The following is an 18,501-nucleotide window of genomic DNA, read 5'->3' on the forward strand; positions in this document are numbered from 1 at the left end:
CATCATGGTGGCGCAGAACGGTAAGGATCTGTTGATCAAGGTCGATCTGACCGGCGATGGTCAGTTTGAAACGCTGGCAGGGCTGCGGGCGACGCGGATGTCATTCAACGCCGAAAGCGTTGATGTGACCAGCCTCGACAGCACCGGCGGCTGGCGCGAATTGCTGGCGGGCGCAGGCGTGCGTTCGGCGGCAATCACAGGCGCCGGGATCTTCAAGGATGAGGCGACGGATGAACGGGCGCGCCAGATCTTCTTTGATGCGGAAATGCCCGACTTTCAGGTGGTTATCCCGCATTTCGGCACGGTGACCGGGCCGTTTCAGCTGACCGCGATTGACTATGCCGGCAGCCACGACGGCGAAGCGACCTATGAGATGTCGCTGGCCTCGGCCGGGGCGCTGACCTTCACGGCGGCAAGCTGATGGCGAACCCTTTTGCAGGTGAGGTCACGCTGGTTCTGGACGGGCAACCGCAGCGGTTGAAGCTGACGCTTGGCGCCTTGGCCGAGTTGGAGGCCACCCTGCAGGAGGACAGCCTGATCGCCGTGGTCGAACGGTTTGAGGCCGGGCGGTTTTCCAGCCGTGATGTGCTGGCGCTGCTCCTGGCGGGGCTGCGTGGGGGCGGCTGGCAGGGCGATGCGGCCACTTTGGCGGCGGCGGATATTGCGGGTGGCCCGATGCAGGCCGCCCAGATTGCAGCGCGCCTGTTGCTCCTGGCCTTCACCCCGCCAAATGCCGCCGAGGGGCGTGACGGATGACGCAGGGTACCGGGCAACAGGCACCCAGACAGGGCACCCTGGATTGGCCGGGATTGATGCGCGCGGGCCTTGGTCAATTGCGGCTGATGCCCGACCAGTTCTGGGCGCTGACCCCGGTCGAACTGGCCCTGATGCTGGGGCATTTCGGATCTGAAAAGCCGATGAATCGCAACCGGTTAAAAGATCTACTTCAATCATATCCCGATCGCGGATCATCCCGCGCATCGGGACAGCGACAGGAGTGAGCGGCGATGGAGCCGGACGATATTGAAACCCTGAACGGGCAGCTGGATCACCTGATGCAGGGCCTGTCTGATACCGCAGGCATGGCGCATAGTTTCAGCCAGGAACTGCGGCGCGTGCAGGCCACGTTTCAACAGACCTCGGTCGAGATGGCGGCGCTGGAACGCGGCATGAGCCGTGGCCTGAGGCGGGCCTTCGACTCGGTGGTGTTTGACGGCGCGCGGCTGTCGGATGCGCTGAGCGGGTTGGCGCAGTCCATCTCGCAGACGGTTTATGCCACCGCGATGAAGCCGGTGACCGACCATTTCGGCAGCATGCTGGCGCAGGGCATCGGGGCGATTGTGCCCTTTGCCGATGGCGGGGCTTTTGCGCAGGGGCGTGTGATGCCCTTTGCCAAGGGCGGCGTGGTCAGCGGCCCCACAACCTTTGCCATGCGGGGCGGGATGGGGCTGATGGGCGAAGCGGGGCCAGAGGCGATCATGCCATTGAGCCGCGGCCCGGATGGCAAGCTGGGGGTGCGCGCTGCGGGGCAAGGCAGTGCCACGGTGGTGATGAATATCTCCACCCCCGATGTGGCCAGTTTCCAACGCTCCCGCAGTCAGATCGCGGCCCAGATGGGCCGGGCACTGGCGCAGGGAAATCGGATCAGGTGAGGGAGGTAAGGCGATGAATTTCCACGAAGAACGATTTCCCGAAAACCTGAGTTTCGGCGCAGTTGGCGGGCCGGAACGGCGCACCGATGTGGTGACGCTGGCCAATGGGTTTGAGGAACGCAACACCCCCTGGGCCCATTCGCGGCGGCGTTATGATGCGGGGCTGGGGTTGCGGTCGTTGGATGATGTGGCGGCGCTAATCGCGTTTTTTGAGGCCCGGCAGGGGCAGCTGTACGGGTTCCGCTGGAAAGATTGGGCCGATTTCAAATCGACGCTGCCCTCGGCCGATCCGCGCCCAACCGATCAGGCGATTGCCATTGCCGATGGCACCGCGGCGACGTTTCAACTGGCGAAAAACTACCGCTCCGGCGCGCAGAGCTACCTGCGCCCGATCACCAAACCGGTGGCGGGCAGTGTCATCCTGGCCGTCGATGGCGTCACCCAATATGAGGGCGCGCAGTTTGATCTGGATGTGACCACCGGCCTTGTCACCCTGCATGAGGCGCCCAATGCAGGCGCGGAGGTCACGGCGGGGTTTGAATTTGACGTGCCGGTGCGCTTTGACAGCGATCAGATCCGTGCCTCGGTTGCGTCATTTCAGGCCGGGGATGTGCCGGATGTCCCCGTGGTGGAGCTGCGGGTCTGATGCGGATTTCTGAGGAATTACAACAGCATCTGGACAGTGGCGTCACCACGCTCTGCCGCTGTTGGCTGGTTGAGCGGCGCGATGGGCAGCGGCTGGGCTTCACCGATCATGATGGCGCGCTGGTTTTTGACGGGCTCACCTTTGAGGCTGACAGCGGCCTGACGGCTTCGGCCCTGCAACAGGCCACGGGCCTGTCGGTCGACAATGCCGAGGCGCTGGGGGCGCTCCGTTCGGCCAAGGTCAGTGAGGTGGATATCGCCGCCGGTCGTTATGACGGGGCGGCGGTCACCTGCTGGTTGGTCAATTGGGCCGCGCCAGCTGAGCGCGCGGTGATGTTTCATGGATCTTTCGGGGCGTTGGAACGTTCCGCCGGGGCGTTTCGGGCGGAATTGCGCGGGCTGACCGATGCGCTCAATGAACCGATGGGGCGGAGTTTTCAGAAACCCTGCAGCGCGGTGCTGGGGGATCAGGCCTGTGGGCTGGATCTGGCCACGCCGGGTCTGCGCTATGACGGGACGGTTGAGGTGGTGATTGATGCCTCATCCTTGCGCTTCACGGCGTTACCGGGGTTTGAGGACGGCTGGTTCACCCGTGGCGCCCTGCAGGTTCTGGACGGTGCGGCGGCTGGGCTGCGCGCGCCGGTGAAACGGGATCAGACCGGGCCGAAGGGGCGCCTGATCACCCTGTGGGAACCTTTGCCGATCCTGCCCGCGCCGGGTGATACGCTGCGGCTGGTGGCGGGCTGTGACAAACGGTTTTCGACCTGCCGGTTGAAATTCAACAACGCCGTGAATTTTCAAGGGTTTCCCGATATTCCCGGCGATGACTGGATCACGCTGGATCCCAGCGCCAGCACCGCCCGCAACGGGGGCAGTCGGCGATGACGGTGCAGGGTCACGTGGTGGCTGAGGCGCGGCGCTGGATTGGCACGCCCTACCGGCATCAGGCCGCCTGCCTTGGGGCGGGGGCGGATTGTCTGGGGCTGCTGCGCGGCGTCTGGCGGGCGCTTTATGGCGCTGAGCCAGAGCCGCTGCCGCCCTATAGCCGCGACTGGGATGAGCCGCAGGGGCAAGAACAGCTGTGGCAGGCGGCGACGCGGCATTTGACCGCCAAAACCATGGATCAGGTGGCGGTGGGCGATGTGCTGTTGTTTCGCATGCGGCAGGGATCAGTGGCCAAACATCTGGGGCTGCAATCTGCCATCGGCGCGGCGCCGCGTTTTATCCATGCCTATAGCGGTCATGGGGTGGTGGAAACCGCGCTCAGCCAGCCGTGGCAGCGCCGGATCGTGGCGCGGTTTGGCTGGCCTGAGACCCCGCGCCAAATCTGAGGAGTGAGAGGTAAGTCATGGCAACCATTTTGTTTTCTGCGGCAGGCGCTGCAATTGGTGGCAGTCTGGGTGGCACGGTTTTGGGCCTGTCCTCGGTGGTGGTGGGCCGCGCGATTGGCGCCACTTTGGGCCGGGTCATTGACCAGCGTCTGCTGGGCGGCAGTGAGGTGGTGGAGAGCCCGCGCATTGACCGGTTCCGCCTGACCGGTGCGGGCGAAGGCGCCGCCATTCCGCAGGTCTATGGCCGGATGCGCCTGGGCGGATCGGTCATTTGGGCCAGTCAGTTTGAAGAACACAGCAAGACCCATCGCGGTGGCAAAGGCAGCCGGCCCAGCACACGCACTTACAGCTACTCGGTCAGCCTGGCGATTGCGCTCTGTGAGGGTGAAATTGGGGGCGTGGCGCGGATCTGGGCCGATGGCACCGAAATTTCACCGCAGGATCTGACCTTGCGGATCTATCCGGGCAGCGACAGCCAGCTGCCAGACCCCAAGATGGAGGCGGTGGAGGGCGCGGGCCGGGTGCCGGCCTATCGCGGCACCGCCTATGTGGTTATGGAGGATCTGGATCTGGCGCCCTTTGGCAATCGGGTGCCGCAGTTCAATTTTGAGGTGCTGCGCCCGGATCAGGTCTTCACCGGTGCGGAGGCGGAGCCTGCCGATGCCGTTCAGGCCGTCGCGCTGATGCCCGGCAGCGGTGAATACGCCCTTGCGACCCACCCCGCAGTGATCAAAAGCGGCGTTGATGGCGGGCGTGTGGCGAATGTAAATTCTGTCAGCAATCAGAGTGACTTGCAGACCTCACTGGATCTTTTGGCGCAGGAGTTGCCGGGCGCGCGGGCGACCTCACTCATCGTCAGTTGGTTTGGTGATGACCTGCGTGCGGGCCATTGCCAGCTGCGCCCCTTGGCGGAAACCGTGGACGGCGATGCTAAGGATATGGCCTGGCAGGTGGCGGGTGTCGGGCGCGGTGCGGCGGGGCTGGTGCCCTATGCGGAGGGGCGCCCGATCTATGGCGGCACGCCCTCGGATGCCTCGGTCCTGGAGGCGATTGCAGCGCTGAAAGAGGCGGGGCAAGCGGTGATGTTTTACCCGTTCATCCTGATGACGCAGACCGCTGGCAACGGGTTGGAAAACCCATGGGACGGCGCCGCGGATCAGCCGCATCTGCCGTGGCGCGGGCGGATCACTGGCGCAAGGGCCCCCGGCCAGCCCGGCAGCCCGGATGACACAGCGGCAGCAGATGCCGAGGTGGCGGCGTTTTTTGGCACGGTCACTGCGGCGGATTTCACGGTGAGCGGCGGCGCGGTGAGTTATCACGGCCCGGCGGAGTGGTCCTACAGCCGGTTTATCCTGCACAATGCGGCGCTTTGTGCGGCGGCGGGCGGTGTGGATAGTTTCTGCATCGGGTCCGAAATGCGCGGACTGACCCAGCTGCGCGGCGCGGGCGGTAGCTTCCCCTTTGTGGCGGCGCTGAAGGCACTGGCGGTGGAGGTGCGCAGCCTGTTGGGGCCAGGGGTGAAGCTGGGCTATGCGGCGGATTGGTCTGAATATTTTGGCTATCACCCGCAGGACGGATCGGGGGACGTGTTGTTCCACCTTGATCCCCTGTGGGCGGATGAACAGATCGATTTCATCGGGATCGACAACTACATGCCGCTGTCTGACTGGCGGGAGGACCCCGATCATCTGGATGCGGCGGCGGGGGCGATCTATGACCTTGAGTACCTGCGCAGCAACATCGAGGGCGGGGAGCTCTATGACTGGTATTACGCCCATGATGCGGCGCGCGCGGCGCAGATCCGCAGCCCGATCAGTGATGGAGCCCATGGTGAACCTTGGGTCTACCGGGTCAAGGATCTGCGCGGCTGGTGGCAGAATGTGCATCATGAGCGTATAGGCGGTGTGCGACAGTCCGCGCCCACCGATTGGGTGCCGCAGTCCAAGCCGATCTGGTTCACCGAATTGGGCTGCGCGGCGATCGACAAGGGCACCAACCAGCCCAATAAGTTTCTGGATCCCAAATCCTCGGAATCTGCATTGCCGTATTATTCCAGCGGGGCGCGGGATGACCTGATCCAGATGCAATATCTGCGCGCCATGCTGGGGTACTGGGCGGAACCTGCGCATAATCCGGTCTCGGTCGAATATGACGCGCCAATGCTGGACATGTCGCGCGCCTTTGTCTGGGCCTGGGACGCCCGGCCTTACCCGGTGTTTCCGCGCGCCTTGGATTTGTGGTCAGACGGGGCGAATTACGCTCAAGGGCATTGGCTGAACGGGCGGGGGGCGGCGCGTTCGCTCGCCTCAGTGGTGCGGGAGATCTGTTTTGCCGCCGGGGTGAGCCGGATCGACACAAGCGCATTGCACGGGCTGGTGCGGGGCTATGTGGTGGATCAGCTGGGCGATGCGCGCGCTGCCCTGCAGTCCTTGATGCTGCGGCATGGGTTTGACGCGGTGGAGCGTGACGGGGTGCTGGTGTTTCGCTCGCGCGGGGCGGAGGTGGATGTTGACCTGTCAGAGGATCACCTGGCCCGGTCTGAGGATCTGGAAGGCAGCGTCGAAAAGTCCCGCGCGGGCGAAAGTGAGATGGCCGGCCGGGTGCGGCTGCGCTTTGTCGAATCTGGCGCGGATTACGATGTGATTTCCGAAGAAAGCGTGCTGCCGGATGAGGCGGCGCATGGGGTCTCATCCTCGGAAATGCCGATGGCGCTCAGCCGGGCTGAGGGGCGGCAGGTGGTGGAGCGCTGGCTGTCAGAGGCGCGGGTGGCGCGGGATCGGCTGCGGCTGGCGCTGCCGCCCTCGGCGCTGGGGCTGGGGGCTGGCGATGTGCTGGCCTATCAGGGCGCGCGCTACCGGGTGGAGCGGGTGGAATATGCCCGTGAGCAACTGCTGGAGGCGGTTGAGATTGACCAGACCCTCTATCAGCCGCTGCCCATTGTTGAAGACGGATCGCCCGCCGCGCCTTTTGCCGCCCCGGTGCCGGTTTTGCCGCTGTTTTTGGATCTGCCACTGCTGCGCGGGGATGAGGTGGAGCATGCACCGCATCTGGCGGTTTCGGCCACACCCTGGCCCGGCACTGTGGCCTGCTATCATTCGGGTTTTGATCGTGACTACGCGTTGCTGCAGGAAACCGCCCGCCGCGCCACGCTGGGCCAGTTGAGCGCGCCTTTGGCTAAGGGGCCGGTGGGGCGCTGGGACAATGCGGGCCGGATTGAGGTGGATCTGGCCTATGGCACGCTGGAGAGCCGCGATCCGCAGGAGGTGTTGGCCGGCGCCAATGTGATCGCCCTGGGCGATGGCAGCCCTGAGGGGTGGGAGTTGGTGCAATTCGCCGAGGCTGAGCTGGTTGGACCGGGTGCCGTTGCGGCATCCGAGGGGCAGGGCGGGCGCTATGTGCTGACCGGGCTGTTGCGTGGCCAACAGGGCACCGAAGGCGCGATGGCGGATCCCTGGCCCCTGGGCACCTATGCGGTGCTGTTGGACGGTGCGCCGCAACAACTGCCGCTGGCGGCAAACACCCGGGGTCTGGCGCAGCATTTCCGCATTGGATCTGCCCGACGTGGCTATGACGATCCGTCCTATGTGCATGAGATCCATGCGTTTTCCGGCATCGGCCTGCGCCCCTATGCGCCGGTGCATCTGCGCCACCAGCCGCTTTCGGATGGCAGCCTGTGGTTTAGCTGGATCCGCCGCAGCCGTATTGGTGCGGACAGCTGGGACGGGCTGGATGTGCCGCTGGGTGAAGAGAGCGAGGCCTATCTGCTGCGCGTTATGGCGGGCGACACCGTGCTGCGCGAGGTGCAGTTGAACACACCGGACTGGACTTACAGCGCCGCCGAACAGGCTGCAGATGGTGGGCTATCTGGTCATGTGGTGGAGCTGCGCCAGATCTCAGCCCGTTACGGCCCCGGCGTGGCGGCGCATCTGTCACTGGGGTGAGCACTGGAGTGAGCAAGGTGGGTGAGGACAGATTTCCAACCGTGATGACAGGTTTCACGTCTTTGCGTTTTGCCAAGCTGCCCTATCTGGTATAGTGGGGCAACCCTGAGACTTCAGAGGATGGTAGACATGGCTGAAACCAGAACCAATTTGACCGACCTTGATCCGGTCTGGACGCAGATCCGAGCCGAGGCAGAGGACGCGGTTCAGGAAGAGCCGCTTTTGGGCGGTTTGATCCACTCCAGCATTCTGCACCACGAAACCATTGAGGCCGCTCTGGCCTATCGCACCGCTGTGAAACTGGCCTCGGCTGAGATGTCCGAGCAGTTGATCCGTGAAATCGCCGATGCGGCCTATCGCGCCGATCCTGAGATTTCGCTGGCGGCGCGGGCGGATATGGTGGCGGTGCGCGAACGCGATCCGGCCTGCCACCGGTTTTTCCAGCCGTTGATGTTCTTCAAGGGCTATCAAGCGTTGCAGGCTTACCGGATCGGCCATTGGCTGTGGTCCGAGGGGCGGCGCGATCTGGCCTATTTCTTCCAGATGCGGATTTCTGAGATGTTTGGCGTCGATATCCATCCCGCCGCACGGATCGGTAAAGGCATCATGATCGACCACGCCCATTCCATCGTGATCGGTGAAACCGCAGTTGTGGGCGACAATGTGTCGATGCTTCATTCGGTGACGCTGGGCGGCACCGGCAAGGAAGAAGAGGACCGCCATCCGAAGATCGGCAACGGCGTGTTGATCGGTGCAGGGGCCAAGGTGCTGGGCAACATCCGGGTGGGCGATTGTTCACGCGTGGCGGCTGGCTCGGTCGTGCTGCAGGAGGTGCCGTGCAAATCCACCGTCGCGGGCGTGCCGGCCAAAGTGGTGGGTGAGGCAGGCTGTTCCCAGCCCTCGATCAGCATGGATCAGTTGCTGGGCAAGTAAGCCTTTGCGCTGCTGAGAGATTTGAGACCCCGTGGCGCAGGCTGCGGGGTTTTGTGCATCATAGGGCCGCGGTGCGGCGGCCTAAGGCCGCTGTTTCGCGCTGGCAAAGAGTAAATAGGCTTAAAAGGCCACATCGCGGTTCGGACGCAGGGAACCCGTGGGCTGAAGAGAACCTTTCCGGTTCGTGCAGCGAACCGGATCGCGCCCGACCCCGCCCCCAAGGGCGGGCGCGAATATGATCGGGTGTGCAGATCTAAGTGCTGGCGTGTGATTAGGCGCCGCCGCGTGCTGCAAGCCGCCCCCGGGATCGGGCGCGATCCCACGTATCAAAAAAGCCCCGGCGTTCACCGGGGCTTTCTCGTGTAAAATCAGATGCTTGTCTTAGGCCAGCATGGCAACCGGGTTTTCCAGGTTGTCGACAATGGCTTTCAGCAGGTTCGCACCAACCGCGCCGTCGATGACACGGTGATCGACCGACATGGTGACCGACATGACGGTGGCCACGGTCAGTTCGCCATCTTCGCCCACAACAGGCTTCTTGGTGCCAGCGCCCACAGCCAGAATGCCGGCGTGCGGCGGGTTCACGATGGCGTCGAAGTTGTCGATGCCGAACATGCCGAGGTTGGAGATCGCGAAGCTGCCGCCCTGATATTCATGCGGGGCCAGCTTGCGTTCACGGGCGCGGGAGGCCAGATCCTTCATCTCACCCGAGAGGGCCGAGAGCGATTTCATATCCGCGTCCTGCAGAACCGGGGTGAAGAGACCGCCTTCGATCGCAACGGCAACGGCCACGTCCGAGGCTTTCATCTGCAGCACCCGGTCACCGGCCCAAACGGCGTTGGCTTCGGGCACCTGCTGCAGTGCGTTGGCCACGGCCTTGATGATGAAGTCATTGACCGAAAGTTTCACGCCGCGCGCTTCCAGCTGTTTGTTCAGCTGCGAGCGGAACTTCAACAGCGCGTCGAGCTTGATGTCGCGGCGCAGGTAGAAGTGCGGGATGGTCTGTTTGGCCTCGGACAGGCGGGCGGCGATGGTTTTGCGCATGCCGTCCAGCGAAACCTCTTCGAAGGTGCGACCTTCGTAGGTTTTGATAACGGCGTCGGTCGAGGGGCCGGTGGGTGCCGCTGCAGCGGCGGCTTTGGCCGGTGCTGCAGCGGGGGCAGCAGCGGCGGCAGGGGCAGGCGCGGCGGTGGCGTTTTCGACGTCTGCCTTCACGATGCGACCGCGCGGGCCGGAGCCGGAGAGCGTGGCCAGATCCAAACCTTTGTCGGCCGCGATGCGACGCGCCAGAGGCGAGGCAAAGATGCGGGAGCCATCCGCGCTGGCCGGAGCAGCAGGTGCCGGAGCGGCGGGTGCGGTAGCTGGGGCGGGAGCTGCCGCTTCGACAGCCGCAGGGGCCGCCTCAGCTGCAGCTGCGGCAGGTGCCGCGGATCCGATGTCATCGGCGCTTTCGCCGTCTTCCAGCAGAACTGCGATCGGGGTGTTCACAGCCACCCCTTCGGAGCCTTCCGCGATCAGGATCTTGCCAACAACGCCTTCGTCCACGGCTTCAAATTCCATGGTAGCTTTGTCGGTTTCAATCTCAGCGATCAGATCGCCGGAGGACACGGTGTCGCCCTCTTTGACCAGCCATTTGGCCAGGGTGCCTTCCTCCATGGTGGGGGAGAGAGCGGGCATGAGGATTTCAATAGGCATCTGTCAGGCTCCTCAGCGGTAGGTCACTTGTTTCACAGCGGCGATCACCTCATCGGTGGTGATCAGCGCGTGGCGTTCCAGGTTCGCGGCGTAGGGCATGGGCACGTCCTTGCCGGTGCAGTTGATCACCGGAGCATCCAGGTAATCAAAGGCGCGTTCCATGATGGTGGCCGAGAGGTGGTTGCCGATGGAGGCGACCGGGAAGCCCTCTTCGATGGTGACGCAGCGGTTGGTTTTCATGACCGAGTTCAGCACGGTGTCATAATCGATCGGGCGCAGGGTGCGCAGGTCGATGACCTCGGCCGAGATGCCTTCTTCGGCCAGTTTGTCCGCCGCTTCCAGCGCGTATTGCATGCCAATGCCGAAGCTGACCAGCGTCACATCCGAACCTTCGCGCCAGATGCGGGCCTTGCCGAAGGGCACGGTGAAATCATCCATATCCGGGACGTCAAACGAGCGACCGTAGAGGATTTCGTTTTCCAGGAAGATCACCGGGTTGTTGTCACGGATGGCGGTCTTCATCAGACCTTTGGCATCCGCGGCCGAATAGGGCATCGCAACCTTCAGGCCGGGGATCTGCGCGTACCATGCGGCGTAGTCCTGGCTGTGCTGGGCGCCCACGCGGGCGGCGGCGCCGTTCGGGCCACGGAACACCATCGGTGCACCCATCTGACCGCCGGACATGTACAGCGTCTTGGCGGCGGAGTTGATGATCTGGTCAATCGCCTGCATGGCGAAGTTGAAGGTCATGAACTCAACAATCGGGCGCAAGCCACCGAAGGCCGCGCCGGTGGCGATGCCGGCAAAGCCGTGTTCGGTGATCGGGGTGTCGATGATGCGTTTGGAGCCAAACTCATCCAACAGGCCCTGGCTGACCTTATATGCGCCCTGATATTCGGCGACTTCTTCGCCCATCAGGAAGACGTTTTCATCGCCGCGCATTTCTTCGGCCATGGCGTCGCGGATGGCTTCGCGCACAGTCTGTTGTTTCATCGGGGTGCCTTCGGGCCAATCCGGGGTCAGATCGGCGGGGGCTGCCAATGGGGTTGCCGGGGCGGTTGCCACCGGTGCCGGGGCTGCTGCGGGGGCCGGGGCGGCCTCTGCTGCCGGGGCAGGGGCGGCGGGGGCGGCGATGTCATCGGCGCTTTCGCCCTCTTCCAGCAGCACGGCGATCGGGGTGTTCACGGCGACACCTTCGGTGCCTTCCGCGATCAGGATCTTGCCGATGATGCCTTCATCGACCGCTTCAAACTCCATCGTTGCCTTGTCGGTTTCGATCTCGGCCATGATGTCGCCGGAGTTTACGGTATCGCCTTCTTTGACCAGCCATTTGGCCAGGGTGCCTTCCTCCATGGTGGGGGACAGGGCGGGCATGAGAATTTCGGTTGCCATTGTCAGTGTCTCCTCAGGGATCAGGCGTAAATGTCGGTCCAGAGCTCTTCGAGCGCCGGTTCCGGGCTTTCTTTGGCGAAATCAGCGGATTCGTTCACGATCGCTTTGATTTCCTTGTCGATCGCCTTCAGATCTTCTTCGGTGGCGTGTTTGCCGGTCAGCAGCAGGTCACGGACCTGTTCGATCGGGTCACGTTCGTCGCGCATTTTCTGCACTTCTTCGCGGGTCCGGTATTTTGCCGGGTCCGACATGGAGTGGCCGCGGTAGCGGTAGGTTTTGACCTCAAGGATGTAGGGGCCTTTGCCGGCGCGGCAGTGTGCGGTGGCTTTTTCGCTGGCGGCTTTCACGGCCAGAACGTCCATGCCATCGACAATTTCCCCGGGGATGCCGAACGGCGCGCCGCGGGTGTAGATGTCTTCGGTCGAGGTGGAGCGGTTCTGGGCGGTGCCCATGGCGTATTGGTTGTTCTCAATCACGAAGATCACCGGCAGTTTCCACAGGGCGGCCATGTTGAAGGTCTCATAGACCTGGCCCTGGTTGGCGGCGCCATCCCCGAAATAGGTAAAGGTCACATTGTCATTGCCGCGATACATATCCGAGAAGGCAAGGCCAGCCCCCAGCGGCACCTGTGCGCCGACGATGCCGTGGCCGCCGTAGAAATGTTTCTCTTTCGAGAACATATGCATGGAGCCGCCTTTACCTTTGGAGTAGCCGCCTTCACGGCCTGTCAGCTCGGCCATCACGCCGTTGGGGTCCATGCCGCAGGCCAGCATATGGCCGTGGTCACGGTAAGAGGTGATGCGCTTGTCGCCTTCTTTGGCGGCAGCTTCGAGGCCAACAACAACCGCTTCCTGACCGATGTAGAGGTGGCAGAACCCGCCAATCAGGCCCATGCCATAGAGCTGTCCGGCCTTTTCTTCGAATCGGCGGATCAACAGCATGTCCCGATAGTAGGATTTCAGTTCCTCGGCGGAAACGTTTGATTTAGCTTGGGTTTTCTTGGCGGCCATGCGGCGTCATCCTCCCGGTAGCAAATATAGTTTAGCGTTAAACTATTCTATACAGCAAACGAATGCGCAGGGCGAGACTTAATTCATCGCAACCCGTTACGCGGCAAAATCCAGCCGCGTTCAGGCGGAAGATTTAAGCCCTGACATAAAGATGTTGCGAAAGAGAACAGAAGATCAGCGGATGACCAATTCATCGCTGCGGATCATGCCCAGCACCGAACGGGCCTGCTGATCCAGCAGGTCCAGATCCAGGTAAGTGTCAGAGAGGCGGCGGGTCAGATTATCCATCCGGTTGACCTCAGCCTGCAGCGCGGCCAACTCACGGTTCAGCGTGGCGGCTTCGCGCTCAATCTCAGCCCGGCGTGAGACCCCATAGCCGCCTTGCACCGCCGCAACGGTGAAGTAGACGCCCAGCAAAAATGCCAGGGTGAAATAGGCCCAAGTGCCCAGGGTGCTGCGCTTACTGCGGTGCATTGCTCTGCCTCTCAAATCCCGCCGTTTTGGCGGGTTCGCCTCTTGCTTGGGCGATGCAGGAACTATGCCATAGGTGATTCGCCGTGTGAATCCCCTTAGCCAAAAGAGAGTGCAGTTTTCTGGGGATAACTTGGACTTGTGTCACATAATTGCAGCAGCCTTGGCTGGGCGGGGAGGCTGGACGGTGAAAACCGCCCGCAGCCCGGCAATTTGCCCACGTAATCAAGGCACAAACAAGGGGCGATCAGGGCGAGGGGCGATCATCCAGGCGCAGTTGCAGGAAGATCAGTTCAAGCCAATCGCCGAATTTCTGGCCAACCTGCGGCATACGGGCGGTGACCTCAAATCCCAGCGCTTCGTGCAGGCGGATCGAGGCGTCATTGCCGGCGGTCACCGCGGCAACCATCATATGCAGCCCATCCGACTTGGCCTGATCAATCAGCGCCTGCATCAGCTGCCGGCCCAGCCCCTTGCCGCGCTGGCCATCGCGGACATAGACCGAATGCTCGACCGTTTCGCGAAACCCGTGGAAAGGGCGCCAGGGTCCGTAGGAGGCATAGCCAATCACCCGACCGTCCTCTTCGGCGACCAGCACCGGAAACCCGTCACCCTGCCGCTGGGCCACCCAGGCGGCGCGGTTTCCGGCGTCAACCAGGGTTTCGTTGAGGATGGCGACGGTGTTTTCAACTGCGTGGTTGTAAATCTCGGCCAGCCCTTGGGCGTCTGCGGCGGTGGCGGTGCGGATGATCATCGGGGCCTCATGGTCTTGTGCGGCGTCTTGTTCGGCACAGTTCTGCGGGAAGTGGCACGGATGTCAATTGGGGCAGCTGTGTTTTATCCCATGCCAAATCCATAGATTTGGCAGCGCCCGAACCGCCCCCACGGGGCGGGCGCTTCGCTTCCACCCCTCGGTTCGGGCGCGACATCTAAATTCGGTAGGCACAAAAAAAGGCGCCCCGGGTGGAGTGCCTTTTCTATATATAGCAAAGAGCTTAGCCCGCAACGGAGGCGTCGTAGATCGACTGGACGCTGGTGTTCAGCGTGGCGTCGAAGGCGTTCTGGTCCTGCTGGGCGGACAGACCTTCTGTCAGGGCGCGCGAGAAGGAGGCGATCATGCCGGTGTTCTGGGCCAGACGGGTGTTGGCCTCATCCCGGTCATAGCCGCCCGACAGCGCCACCATGCGCAGCACGCGCGGGTGATCAGCCAGCGGTTTGTAGGTGTTTGCCACTTCAGGCAGGGTCAGTTTCAGCATCACCTGCTGATCGCCTTCCAGCGCGTCCAGCTGGGCCTTGATTTCGGCCATCAGCATCTCTTCGGCCTGCGCCTTGTCGGCGATCGAGATGGTCACCTCGGGTTCAATGATCGGCATCAGGCCGGCGGCGATGATCTGTTTGCCGATCTCAAACTGCTGGGCCACAACGGCTTTGATGCCTTCGGGCGAGGCGGCGCTGATGACCGAGCGCATTTTGGTGCCATAGATGCCTTTGGACACGGCTTTTTCCAAGAGCGCGGCCAGATCGGGCATCGGTTTCAGGATCTGAACGCCGTTTTCCTCATCGGCCAGACCTTTGTCGACCTTCAGGAAAGGCACGACCTGGCAGTCCTCCCACAGGTAGGTGGCGGTGGGTTTGCCATCGATGCCGCCATCCATGGTGCGTTCAAACAGGATGGCGCCCAGCACACGTTCGCCGTTGAACGCGTTGGATTTGATGATGCGGGCGCGCATGTCGTGGATGATGCCGAACATCTCTTCTTCGGAGGTGTAGGCGTCTTCGTTCACACCGTAGAGGCGCAGCGCCTTCGGGGTGGAGCCGCCGCTCTGGTCCAGGGCCGCAATGAAGCCGTTGCCGGTGCCAATCAATTCGCTTTGGGTCTGGTTTGTCATGGTCTGGTCCTGCGTGTGAATACGTGTTCAGTGGAGGAAAGGTCTGCTTTCAACCGCTCCAATAAGCGACAGCGCGGCGGCTGACAATCTTGGTAGCGCTAGCGACGGGAAAACTTTCAGGTCAAGGTGTTAAGATGGGGTGAATTCACCTGATCTTAGAGTGGATCCGTCGCAGTTTTGCGACAGATCCTGTTGTTTTTGGGCCAGGGCGCTTAACCCTGAAGGGCGGCCACACCGGGGAGGGTTTTGCCCTCCATCCACTCGAGGAAGGCGCCGCCTGCGGTGGAGATATAGGTGAAATCTGCTGCGGCCCCTGCTTGGTTGAGCGCTGCAACCGTGTCACCGCCGCCCGCGACCGAGGTCAGCTGGCCAGCTTTGGACAGGGCAGCCGCTTTTTGGGCAGCGGCGTTGGTGGCGGTGTCAAAAGGTTCAATCTCAAAGGCGCCAAGCGGGCCGTTCCAGATCAGGGTTTTGGCGCCGTCGAGGACCTCTGCGATGCGTTCAACCGCTTTCGGGCCGGCATCCAGGATCATCTTATCGGCCGGGCAGGCGTCATTGGCGACAACTTCATTGGCGGCACCGGCGGCAAATTCAGCGGCCACCACCACGTCGGCAGGCAGCACGATGTCACAGCCGGCGGTCTTGGCTTTTTCCATGATCTCACGCGCAGTGTCGGTCATGTCATGTTCGCAGAGCGATTTGCCCACATCGATGCCCTGGGCGGCCAGGAAGGTGTTGGCCATGCCGCCACCGATCACCAGATGATCCACCTTGGCAACCAGATTGCCCAGCAGTTCCAGTTTGGTGGACACTTTGGCGCCGCCAACCACGGCCACAACCGGGCGCACCGGCTGACCCAGGGCGCCCTCCAGCGCCTCCAGCTCGGCCTGCATTAGACGACCGGCGCAGGAGGGCAGGTGATGCGCCACCCCTTCGGTGGAGGCATGGGCGCGGTGCGAGGCCGAGAAGGCATCCGAGCAGAACACATCGCCCAATTTGGCCAGACGGGCGGCAAATTCGGGGTCGTTTTTCTCTTCGCCGGGGTGGAAGCGGATGTTTTCCAAAAGCGCCACCTCAGCGGCGTCCACTTCGGCCGACGGGGTTTCTGCGCCTTCCAGCGTTTCGATGAAAGCGACCGAGCGGCCAAGCGCGGTTTCCAATGCGCTGAGCGTGACGCGCAGCGACATGTCCAGCACCACCTTGCCCTTGGGACGGCCAAAATGCGCGATCAGCAGGGGCTTGCCGCCTTTGGCGATGATGTCATTGACCGTGGGCACAATCCGTTCGATCCGGGTGGCATCCGTTACCTTGCCGTCGGCGACCGGGACGTTGATGTCCACGCGCACCAAAACGCGCTTACCGTTGAGATCCATGTCATCAAGGGTTTTCCAAGCCATGCTCTGCTCTCCAAAGGGAAAAATCACTGTGGTTGTGCGTGTCATCGCTTGTGAGGGCGCTCAGGTCAACCTCATGCTTGGCAATTGGCTGTTTGGGGCTTAGGTATCGGGGCAAGATGATTAGAGAGGAAGCCCAAATGGCCGAGTATAAAGATCCCGAAAACACCATCCTGCTGGAACTGAAGGGTGGCACGGTTGTGATTGAACTGCTGCCGGACGTTGCACCCAAGCACGTTGAGCGCATGAAAGAACTGGCCCGCGCCGGCAAATATGACAATGTTGCCTTCCACCGTGTGATTGACGGCTTCATGGCCCAGACCGGTGATGTGGAACACGCCAACATGGAAAACAACTACAACCCCGGCCGCGCAGGCACCGGTGGTTCGGACCTGCCGGATCTGCCCGCAGAGTTTTCCAAAGTGCCGCACGCCCGTGGTTCGTTGGGCGCCGCCCGGTCGCAGAACCCGAACTCGGCCAACTCGCAGTTCTTCATCAACTTCAAAGACAACAGCTTCCTCAACGGTCAGTACACCGTTTACGGTCAGGTGACCTCGGGGATGGAGCATGTGGATGCGATTGTACGTGGTGAGCCGCCTGCGAACCCGGATCGCATGATCTCGATGAAGGTTGCCGCGGATGTATAAGTCGCTGGCAGCCGCACTGGTTCTGGCAGCAGGCCCCGTCGCCGCTGCCGGCATCAACATCGCGGTCGCGGGTGAGGCCAATGGCACCATCCAGATCGACCTGTTCGAGGATGTGGCCCCCGGCCATGTTGAACAGATCACGACGCTGGCCGCTGAAGGCGCCTATGACAACGTGGTGTTTCACCGCGTGATCGAGGGCTTCATGGCGCAGACCGGCGATGTGCAGTTCGGCGTGATGGGCGGCGATATGCGCATGGCGGGTCGTGGCGGTTCCGATCGTCCTGACCTGAAGGCGGAGTTTTCCGACCTGAACTTCGACCGTGGTGTTGTGGGCATGGCGCGCAGCCAGAACCCGAACTCGGCCAATTCGCAGTTCTTCATCATGTTCGCCCCGGCGCCGCATCTGAACGGTCAGTACACCATCGTCGGCGAAGTGACCGAAGGCATGGATGTGGTTGACGCCATCAAACGCGGCGCTGGCCGCAATGGTGAGGTTGTCGGCGCACCGGATGTGATGAAAAAGGTCACCGTGACCGAGTGATCTCGGGCCTGATAACGGGCCTGACAATGTGATTTTGGCAAACGCCGCCTCTTTGGCCTTTACAGTCGGGCTTGGGGCGGCGTTTGTGTTTTTGAGTATTTTTGGCAAGATGAAAACAGGCGCTTTCCTGGGCGCCACAGGGGGCGAGATGACAGCATTAGAGGTTATTCGGGCGCGGGCGCCGGGCGTGGCGCCGAAGGTCGGATTTATTCTGGGATCTGGCCTTGGCGGGCTGGCCGATCATGTCGAGGGTGTTTCCATCGATTATGCGGATCTGCCGGGATTTCCCCATGTGGGGGTTTCTGGCCATAAGGCGCAGCTGCATCTGGGCCGTTTTGAAGGCTGTGAGGTGGCGATCCTCGGCGGGCGGGAGCATTTTTATGAAAATGGCAATGCGGCGGCGATGCGTCTGCCTTTGGAGGTGTTGAAGGCGCTGGGGGTCGAGACGCTGTTTTTGACCAATGCCTGCGGGTCCTTCCGCGCCGATATTCCACCCGGCGATCTGATGCTGCTAAACGATCACATCAACTATTCGGGCCGCTCCCCCCTGATTGGTGAGAAGACGGATAAGCGGTTTGTGAACCTGACCGAGGCCTATGATCCGGGTCTGCGCGCCGAGCTTAGCGAGATTGCCAAAGCCCAGGGGATTGACCTGAAATCAGGGGTTTATGCCTGGTATTCCGGGCCGAACTTTGAAACCCCGGCAGAGATCCGGATGCTGAAGCTGCTGGGGGCGGATGCGGTGGGCATGTCCACCGTGCCTGAGGTTATTCTGGCGCGGTTTCTGGAGATGCAGGTCTGCGCCTTTTCCGTGGTGACCAATATGGCGGCGGGGCTGGGGCATGAACATATCAGCCATGAACACACCAAAGCATCGGCCCCTATAGGTGCGGCGAAGCTGGAAGGCATCATCCGGGCGTTTCTGCGGGCGCGGGCCCAGCCAAGTTAATCCGGCCAAGT

The 18,501-nt window shown here is 62.4% G+C and carries 19 protein-coding genes; 12 read left to right on the plus strand and 7 right to left on the minus strand.

All coding sequences use genetic code 11. From position 1 onward, the window contains the following. The first annotated feature begins 4 nt into the window (after window positions 1–4). The 9 genes from TL5118_RS06435 (at window position 5) to cysE (ending at window position 8,502) form a co-directional block, all read left to right on the plus strand. Window positions 5–421, plus strand: a complete 417-nt coding sequence (locus TL5118_RS06435; protein ID WP_058241848.1) for a phage major tail protein, TP901-1 family — start codon at window positions 5–7, stop codon at window positions 419–421. Continuing rightward, entirely contained in the window at window positions 421–756 is a 336-nt protein-coding gene (locus tag TL5118_RS06440) for a gene transfer agent family protein (protein ID WP_058241849.1), read from the plus strand. The genes TL5118_RS06435 and TL5118_RS06440 overlap by 1 nt, the downstream gene beginning before the upstream one ends. Next, window positions 753–1,001 carry a rcc01693 family protein gene (locus TL5118_RS06445; protein WP_058241850.1) on the plus strand — a complete coding sequence of 83 codons (249 nt, stop codon included), beginning with the start codon at window positions 753–755 and terminating at the stop codon, window positions 999–1,001. The genes TL5118_RS06440 and TL5118_RS06445 overlap by 4 nt, the downstream gene beginning before the upstream one ends. A 6-nt stretch (window positions 1,002–1,007) precedes the next feature. Continuing rightward, window positions 1,008–1,652 carry an RcGTA-type gene transfer agent tail tape measure protein gene (locus TL5118_RS06450; RefSeq protein WP_058241851.1) on the plus strand — a complete coding sequence of 215 codons (645 nt, stop codon included), beginning with the start codon at window positions 1,008–1,010 and terminating at the stop codon, window positions 1,650–1,652. A 13-nt stretch (window positions 1,653–1,665) separates the two neighbouring features. Beyond that, window positions 1,666–2,298 carry a DUF2460 domain-containing protein gene (locus TL5118_RS06455; RefSeq protein ID WP_058241852.1) on the plus strand — a complete coding sequence of 211 codons (633 nt, stop codon included), beginning with the start codon at window positions 1,666–1,668 and terminating at the stop codon, window positions 2,296–2,298. Beyond that, the gene (locus TL5118_RS06460; protein ID WP_058241853.1) at window positions 2,298–3,182 is read left to right on the plus strand and encodes a phage/gene transfer agent baseplate hub protein; all 885 of its coding nucleotides are present in this window, start codon (window positions 2,298–2,300) and stop codon (window positions 3,180–3,182) included. The genes TL5118_RS06455 and TL5118_RS06460 overlap by 1 nt, the downstream gene beginning before the upstream one ends. Next, window positions 3,179–3,628, plus strand: a complete 450-nt coding sequence (locus TL5118_RS06465; protein WP_058241854.1) for an NlpC/P60 family protein — start codon at window positions 3,179–3,181, stop codon at window positions 3,626–3,628. The genes TL5118_RS06460 and TL5118_RS06465 overlap by 4 nt, the downstream gene beginning before the upstream one ends. Window positions 3,629–3,645: 17 nt before the next feature. Next, the gene (locus TL5118_RS06470) at window positions 3,646–7,569 is read left to right on the plus strand and encodes a baseplate multidomain protein megatron (RefSeq protein ID WP_058241855.1); all 3,924 of its coding nucleotides are present in this window, start codon (window positions 3,646–3,648) and stop codon (window positions 7,567–7,569) included. Between the two features lie 129 nt (window positions 7,570–7,698). After that, entirely contained in the window at window positions 7,699–8,502 is an 804-nt protein-coding gene (gene cysE / locus TL5118_RS06475) for a serine O-acetyltransferase (protein WP_058241856.1), read from the plus strand. Window positions 8,503–8,883: 381 nt separating this feature from the next. Here the strand turns inward: cysE and TL5118_RS06480 are convergent, their stop codons facing one another. The 7 genes from TL5118_RS06480 to TL5118_RS06510 form a co-directional block, all read right to left on the minus strand. Beyond that, complete coding sequence (locus TL5118_RS06480; RefSeq protein ID WP_058241857.1) at window positions 8,884–10,197, minus strand: pyruvate dehydrogenase complex dihydrolipoamide acetyltransferase; 1,314 nt, start codon at window positions 10,195–10,197, stop codon at window positions 8,884–8,886. 12 nt (window positions 10,198–10,209) lie between these two features. Then, a complete protein-coding gene (locus tag TL5118_RS06485; RefSeq protein ID WP_058241858.1) occupies window positions 10,210–11,589 on the minus strand; it encodes a pyruvate dehydrogenase complex E1 component subunit beta in 1,380 nt (459 codons plus the stop codon). A 20-nt stretch (window positions 11,590–11,609) separates the two neighbouring features. Then, entirely contained in the window at window positions 11,610–12,599 is a 990-nt protein-coding gene (gene pdhA, locus TL5118_RS06490; RefSeq protein ID WP_058241859.1) for a pyruvate dehydrogenase (acetyl-transferring) E1 component subunit alpha, read from the minus strand. A 174-nt stretch (window positions 12,600–12,773) separates the two neighbouring features. After that, window positions 12,774–13,073, minus strand: coding sequence for an FtsB family cell division protein (locus TL5118_RS06495; protein WP_058241860.1), 300 nt, complete (start codon window positions 13,071–13,073; stop codon window positions 12,774–12,776). A 244-nt stretch (window positions 13,074–13,317) separates the two neighbouring features. Further along, window positions 13,318–13,824: a GNAT family N-acetyltransferase gene (locus TL5118_RS06500; protein ID WP_058241861.1), complete on the minus strand. Its 507-nt coding sequence runs from the start codon at window positions 13,822–13,824 to the stop codon at window positions 13,318–13,320. Window positions 13,825–14,065: 241 nt separating this feature from the next. Continuing rightward, window positions 14,066–14,959 carry a fructose bisphosphate aldolase gene (locus tag TL5118_RS06505; RefSeq protein WP_058241862.1) on the minus strand — a complete coding sequence of 298 codons (894 nt, stop codon included), beginning with the start codon at window positions 14,957–14,959 and terminating at the stop codon, window positions 14,066–14,068. A 212-nt stretch (window positions 14,960–15,171) separates the two neighbouring features. Next, window positions 15,172–16,356 carry a phosphoglycerate kinase gene (locus TL5118_RS06510; protein WP_058241863.1) on the minus strand — a complete coding sequence of 395 codons (1,185 nt, stop codon included), beginning with the start codon at window positions 16,354–16,356 and terminating at the stop codon, window positions 15,172–15,174. 137 nt (window positions 16,357–16,493) lie between these two features. Between TL5118_RS06510 and TL5118_RS06515 the strand changes: the two genes are divergently transcribed. The 3 genes from TL5118_RS06515 to TL5118_RS06525 all read left to right on the plus strand — a co-directional run bounded on the left by TL5118_RS06515 (window position 16,494) and on the right by TL5118_RS06525 (window position 18,490). Beyond that, window positions 16,494–17,000 carry a peptidylprolyl isomerase gene (locus TL5118_RS06515; RefSeq protein ID WP_058241864.1) on the plus strand — a complete coding sequence of 169 codons (507 nt, stop codon included), beginning with the start codon at window positions 16,494–16,496 and terminating at the stop codon, window positions 16,998–17,000. Then, the gene (locus tag TL5118_RS06520) at window positions 16,993–17,541 is read left to right on the plus strand and encodes a peptidylprolyl isomerase (protein ID WP_058241865.1); all 549 of its coding nucleotides are present in this window, start codon (window positions 16,993–16,995) and stop codon (window positions 17,539–17,541) included. The genes TL5118_RS06515 and TL5118_RS06520 overlap by 8 nt, the downstream gene beginning before the upstream one ends. Window positions 17,542–17,689: 148 nt before the next feature. Continuing rightward, window positions 17,690–18,490: a purine-nucleoside phosphorylase gene (locus TL5118_RS06525; protein ID WP_082626137.1), complete on the plus strand. Its 801-nt coding sequence runs from the start codon at window positions 17,690–17,692 to the stop codon at window positions 18,488–18,490. Window positions 18,491–18,501: the final 11 nt, after the last annotated feature.

The organism is Thalassovita autumnalis (assembly GCF_001458255.1).
Classification (GTDB): Bacteria; Pseudomonadota; Alphaproteobacteria; order Rhodobacterales; family Rhodobacteraceae; genus Thalassobius; species Thalassobius autumnalis.

Coding starts and splice junctions, on each gene's coding strand:
- TL5118_RS06435 (WP_058241848.1), top strand. CDS start 5: ATGGTGGCGCAGAACGGTAAGGATCTGTTGATCAAGGTCGATCTGACC.
- TL5118_RS06440 (WP_058241849.1), top strand. CDS start 421: ATGGCGAACCCTTTTGCAGGTGAGGTCACGCTGGTTCTGGACGGGCAA.
- TL5118_RS06445 (WP_058241850.1), top strand. CDS start 753: ATGACGCAGGGTACCGGGCAACAGGCACCCAGACAGGGCACCCTGGAT.
- TL5118_RS06450 (WP_058241851.1), top strand. CDS start 1,008: ATGGAGCCGGACGATATTGAAACCCTGAACGGGCAGCTGGATCACCTG.
- TL5118_RS06455 (WP_058241852.1), top strand. CDS start 1,666: ATGAATTTCCACGAAGAACGATTTCCCGAAAACCTGAGTTTCGGCGCA.
- TL5118_RS06460 (WP_058241853.1), top strand. CDS start 2,298: ATGCGGATTTCTGAGGAATTACAACAGCATCTGGACAGTGGCGTCACC.
- TL5118_RS06465 (WP_058241854.1), top strand. CDS start 3,179: ATGACGGTGCAGGGTCACGTGGTGGCTGAGGCGCGGCGCTGGATTGGC.
- TL5118_RS06470 (WP_058241855.1), top strand. CDS start 3,646: ATGGCAACCATTTTGTTTTCTGCGGCAGGCGCTGCAATTGGTGGCAGT.
- cysE (WP_058241856.1), top strand. CDS start 7,699: ATGGCTGAAACCAGAACCAATTTGACCGACCTTGATCCGGTCTGGACG.
- TL5118_RS06480 (WP_058241857.1), bottom strand. CDS start 10,197: ATGCCTATTGAAATCCTCATGCCCGCTCTCTCCCCCACCATGGAGGAA.
- TL5118_RS06485 (WP_058241858.1), bottom strand. CDS start 11,589: ATGGCAACCGAAATTCTCATGCCCGCCCTGTCCCCCACCATGGAGGAA.
- pdhA (WP_058241859.1), bottom strand. CDS start 12,599: ATGGCCGCCAAGAAAACCCAAGCTAAATCAAACGTTTCCGCCGAGGAA.
- TL5118_RS06495 (WP_058241860.1), bottom strand. CDS start 13,073: ATGCACCGCAGTAAGCGCAGCACCCTGGGCACTTGGGCCTATTTCACC.
- TL5118_RS06500 (WP_058241861.1), bottom strand. CDS start 13,824: ATGATCATCCGCACCGCCACCGCCGCAGACGCCCAAGGGCTGGCCGAG.
- TL5118_RS06505 (WP_058241862.1), bottom strand. CDS start 14,959: ATGACAAACCAGACCCAAAGCGAATTGATTGGCACCGGCAACGGCTTC.
- TL5118_RS06510 (WP_058241863.1), bottom strand. CDS start 16,356: ATGGCTTGGAAAACCCTTGATGACATGGATCTCAACGGTAAGCGCGTT.
- TL5118_RS06515 (WP_058241864.1), top strand. CDS start 16,494: ATGGCCGAGTATAAAGATCCCGAAAACACCATCCTGCTGGAACTGAAG.
- TL5118_RS06520 (WP_058241865.1), top strand. CDS start 16,993: ATGTATAAGTCGCTGGCAGCCGCACTGGTTCTGGCAGCAGGCCCCGTC.
- TL5118_RS06525 (WP_082626137.1), top strand. CDS start 17,690: ATGACAGCATTAGAGGTTATTCGGGCGCGGGCGCCGGGCGTGGCGCCG.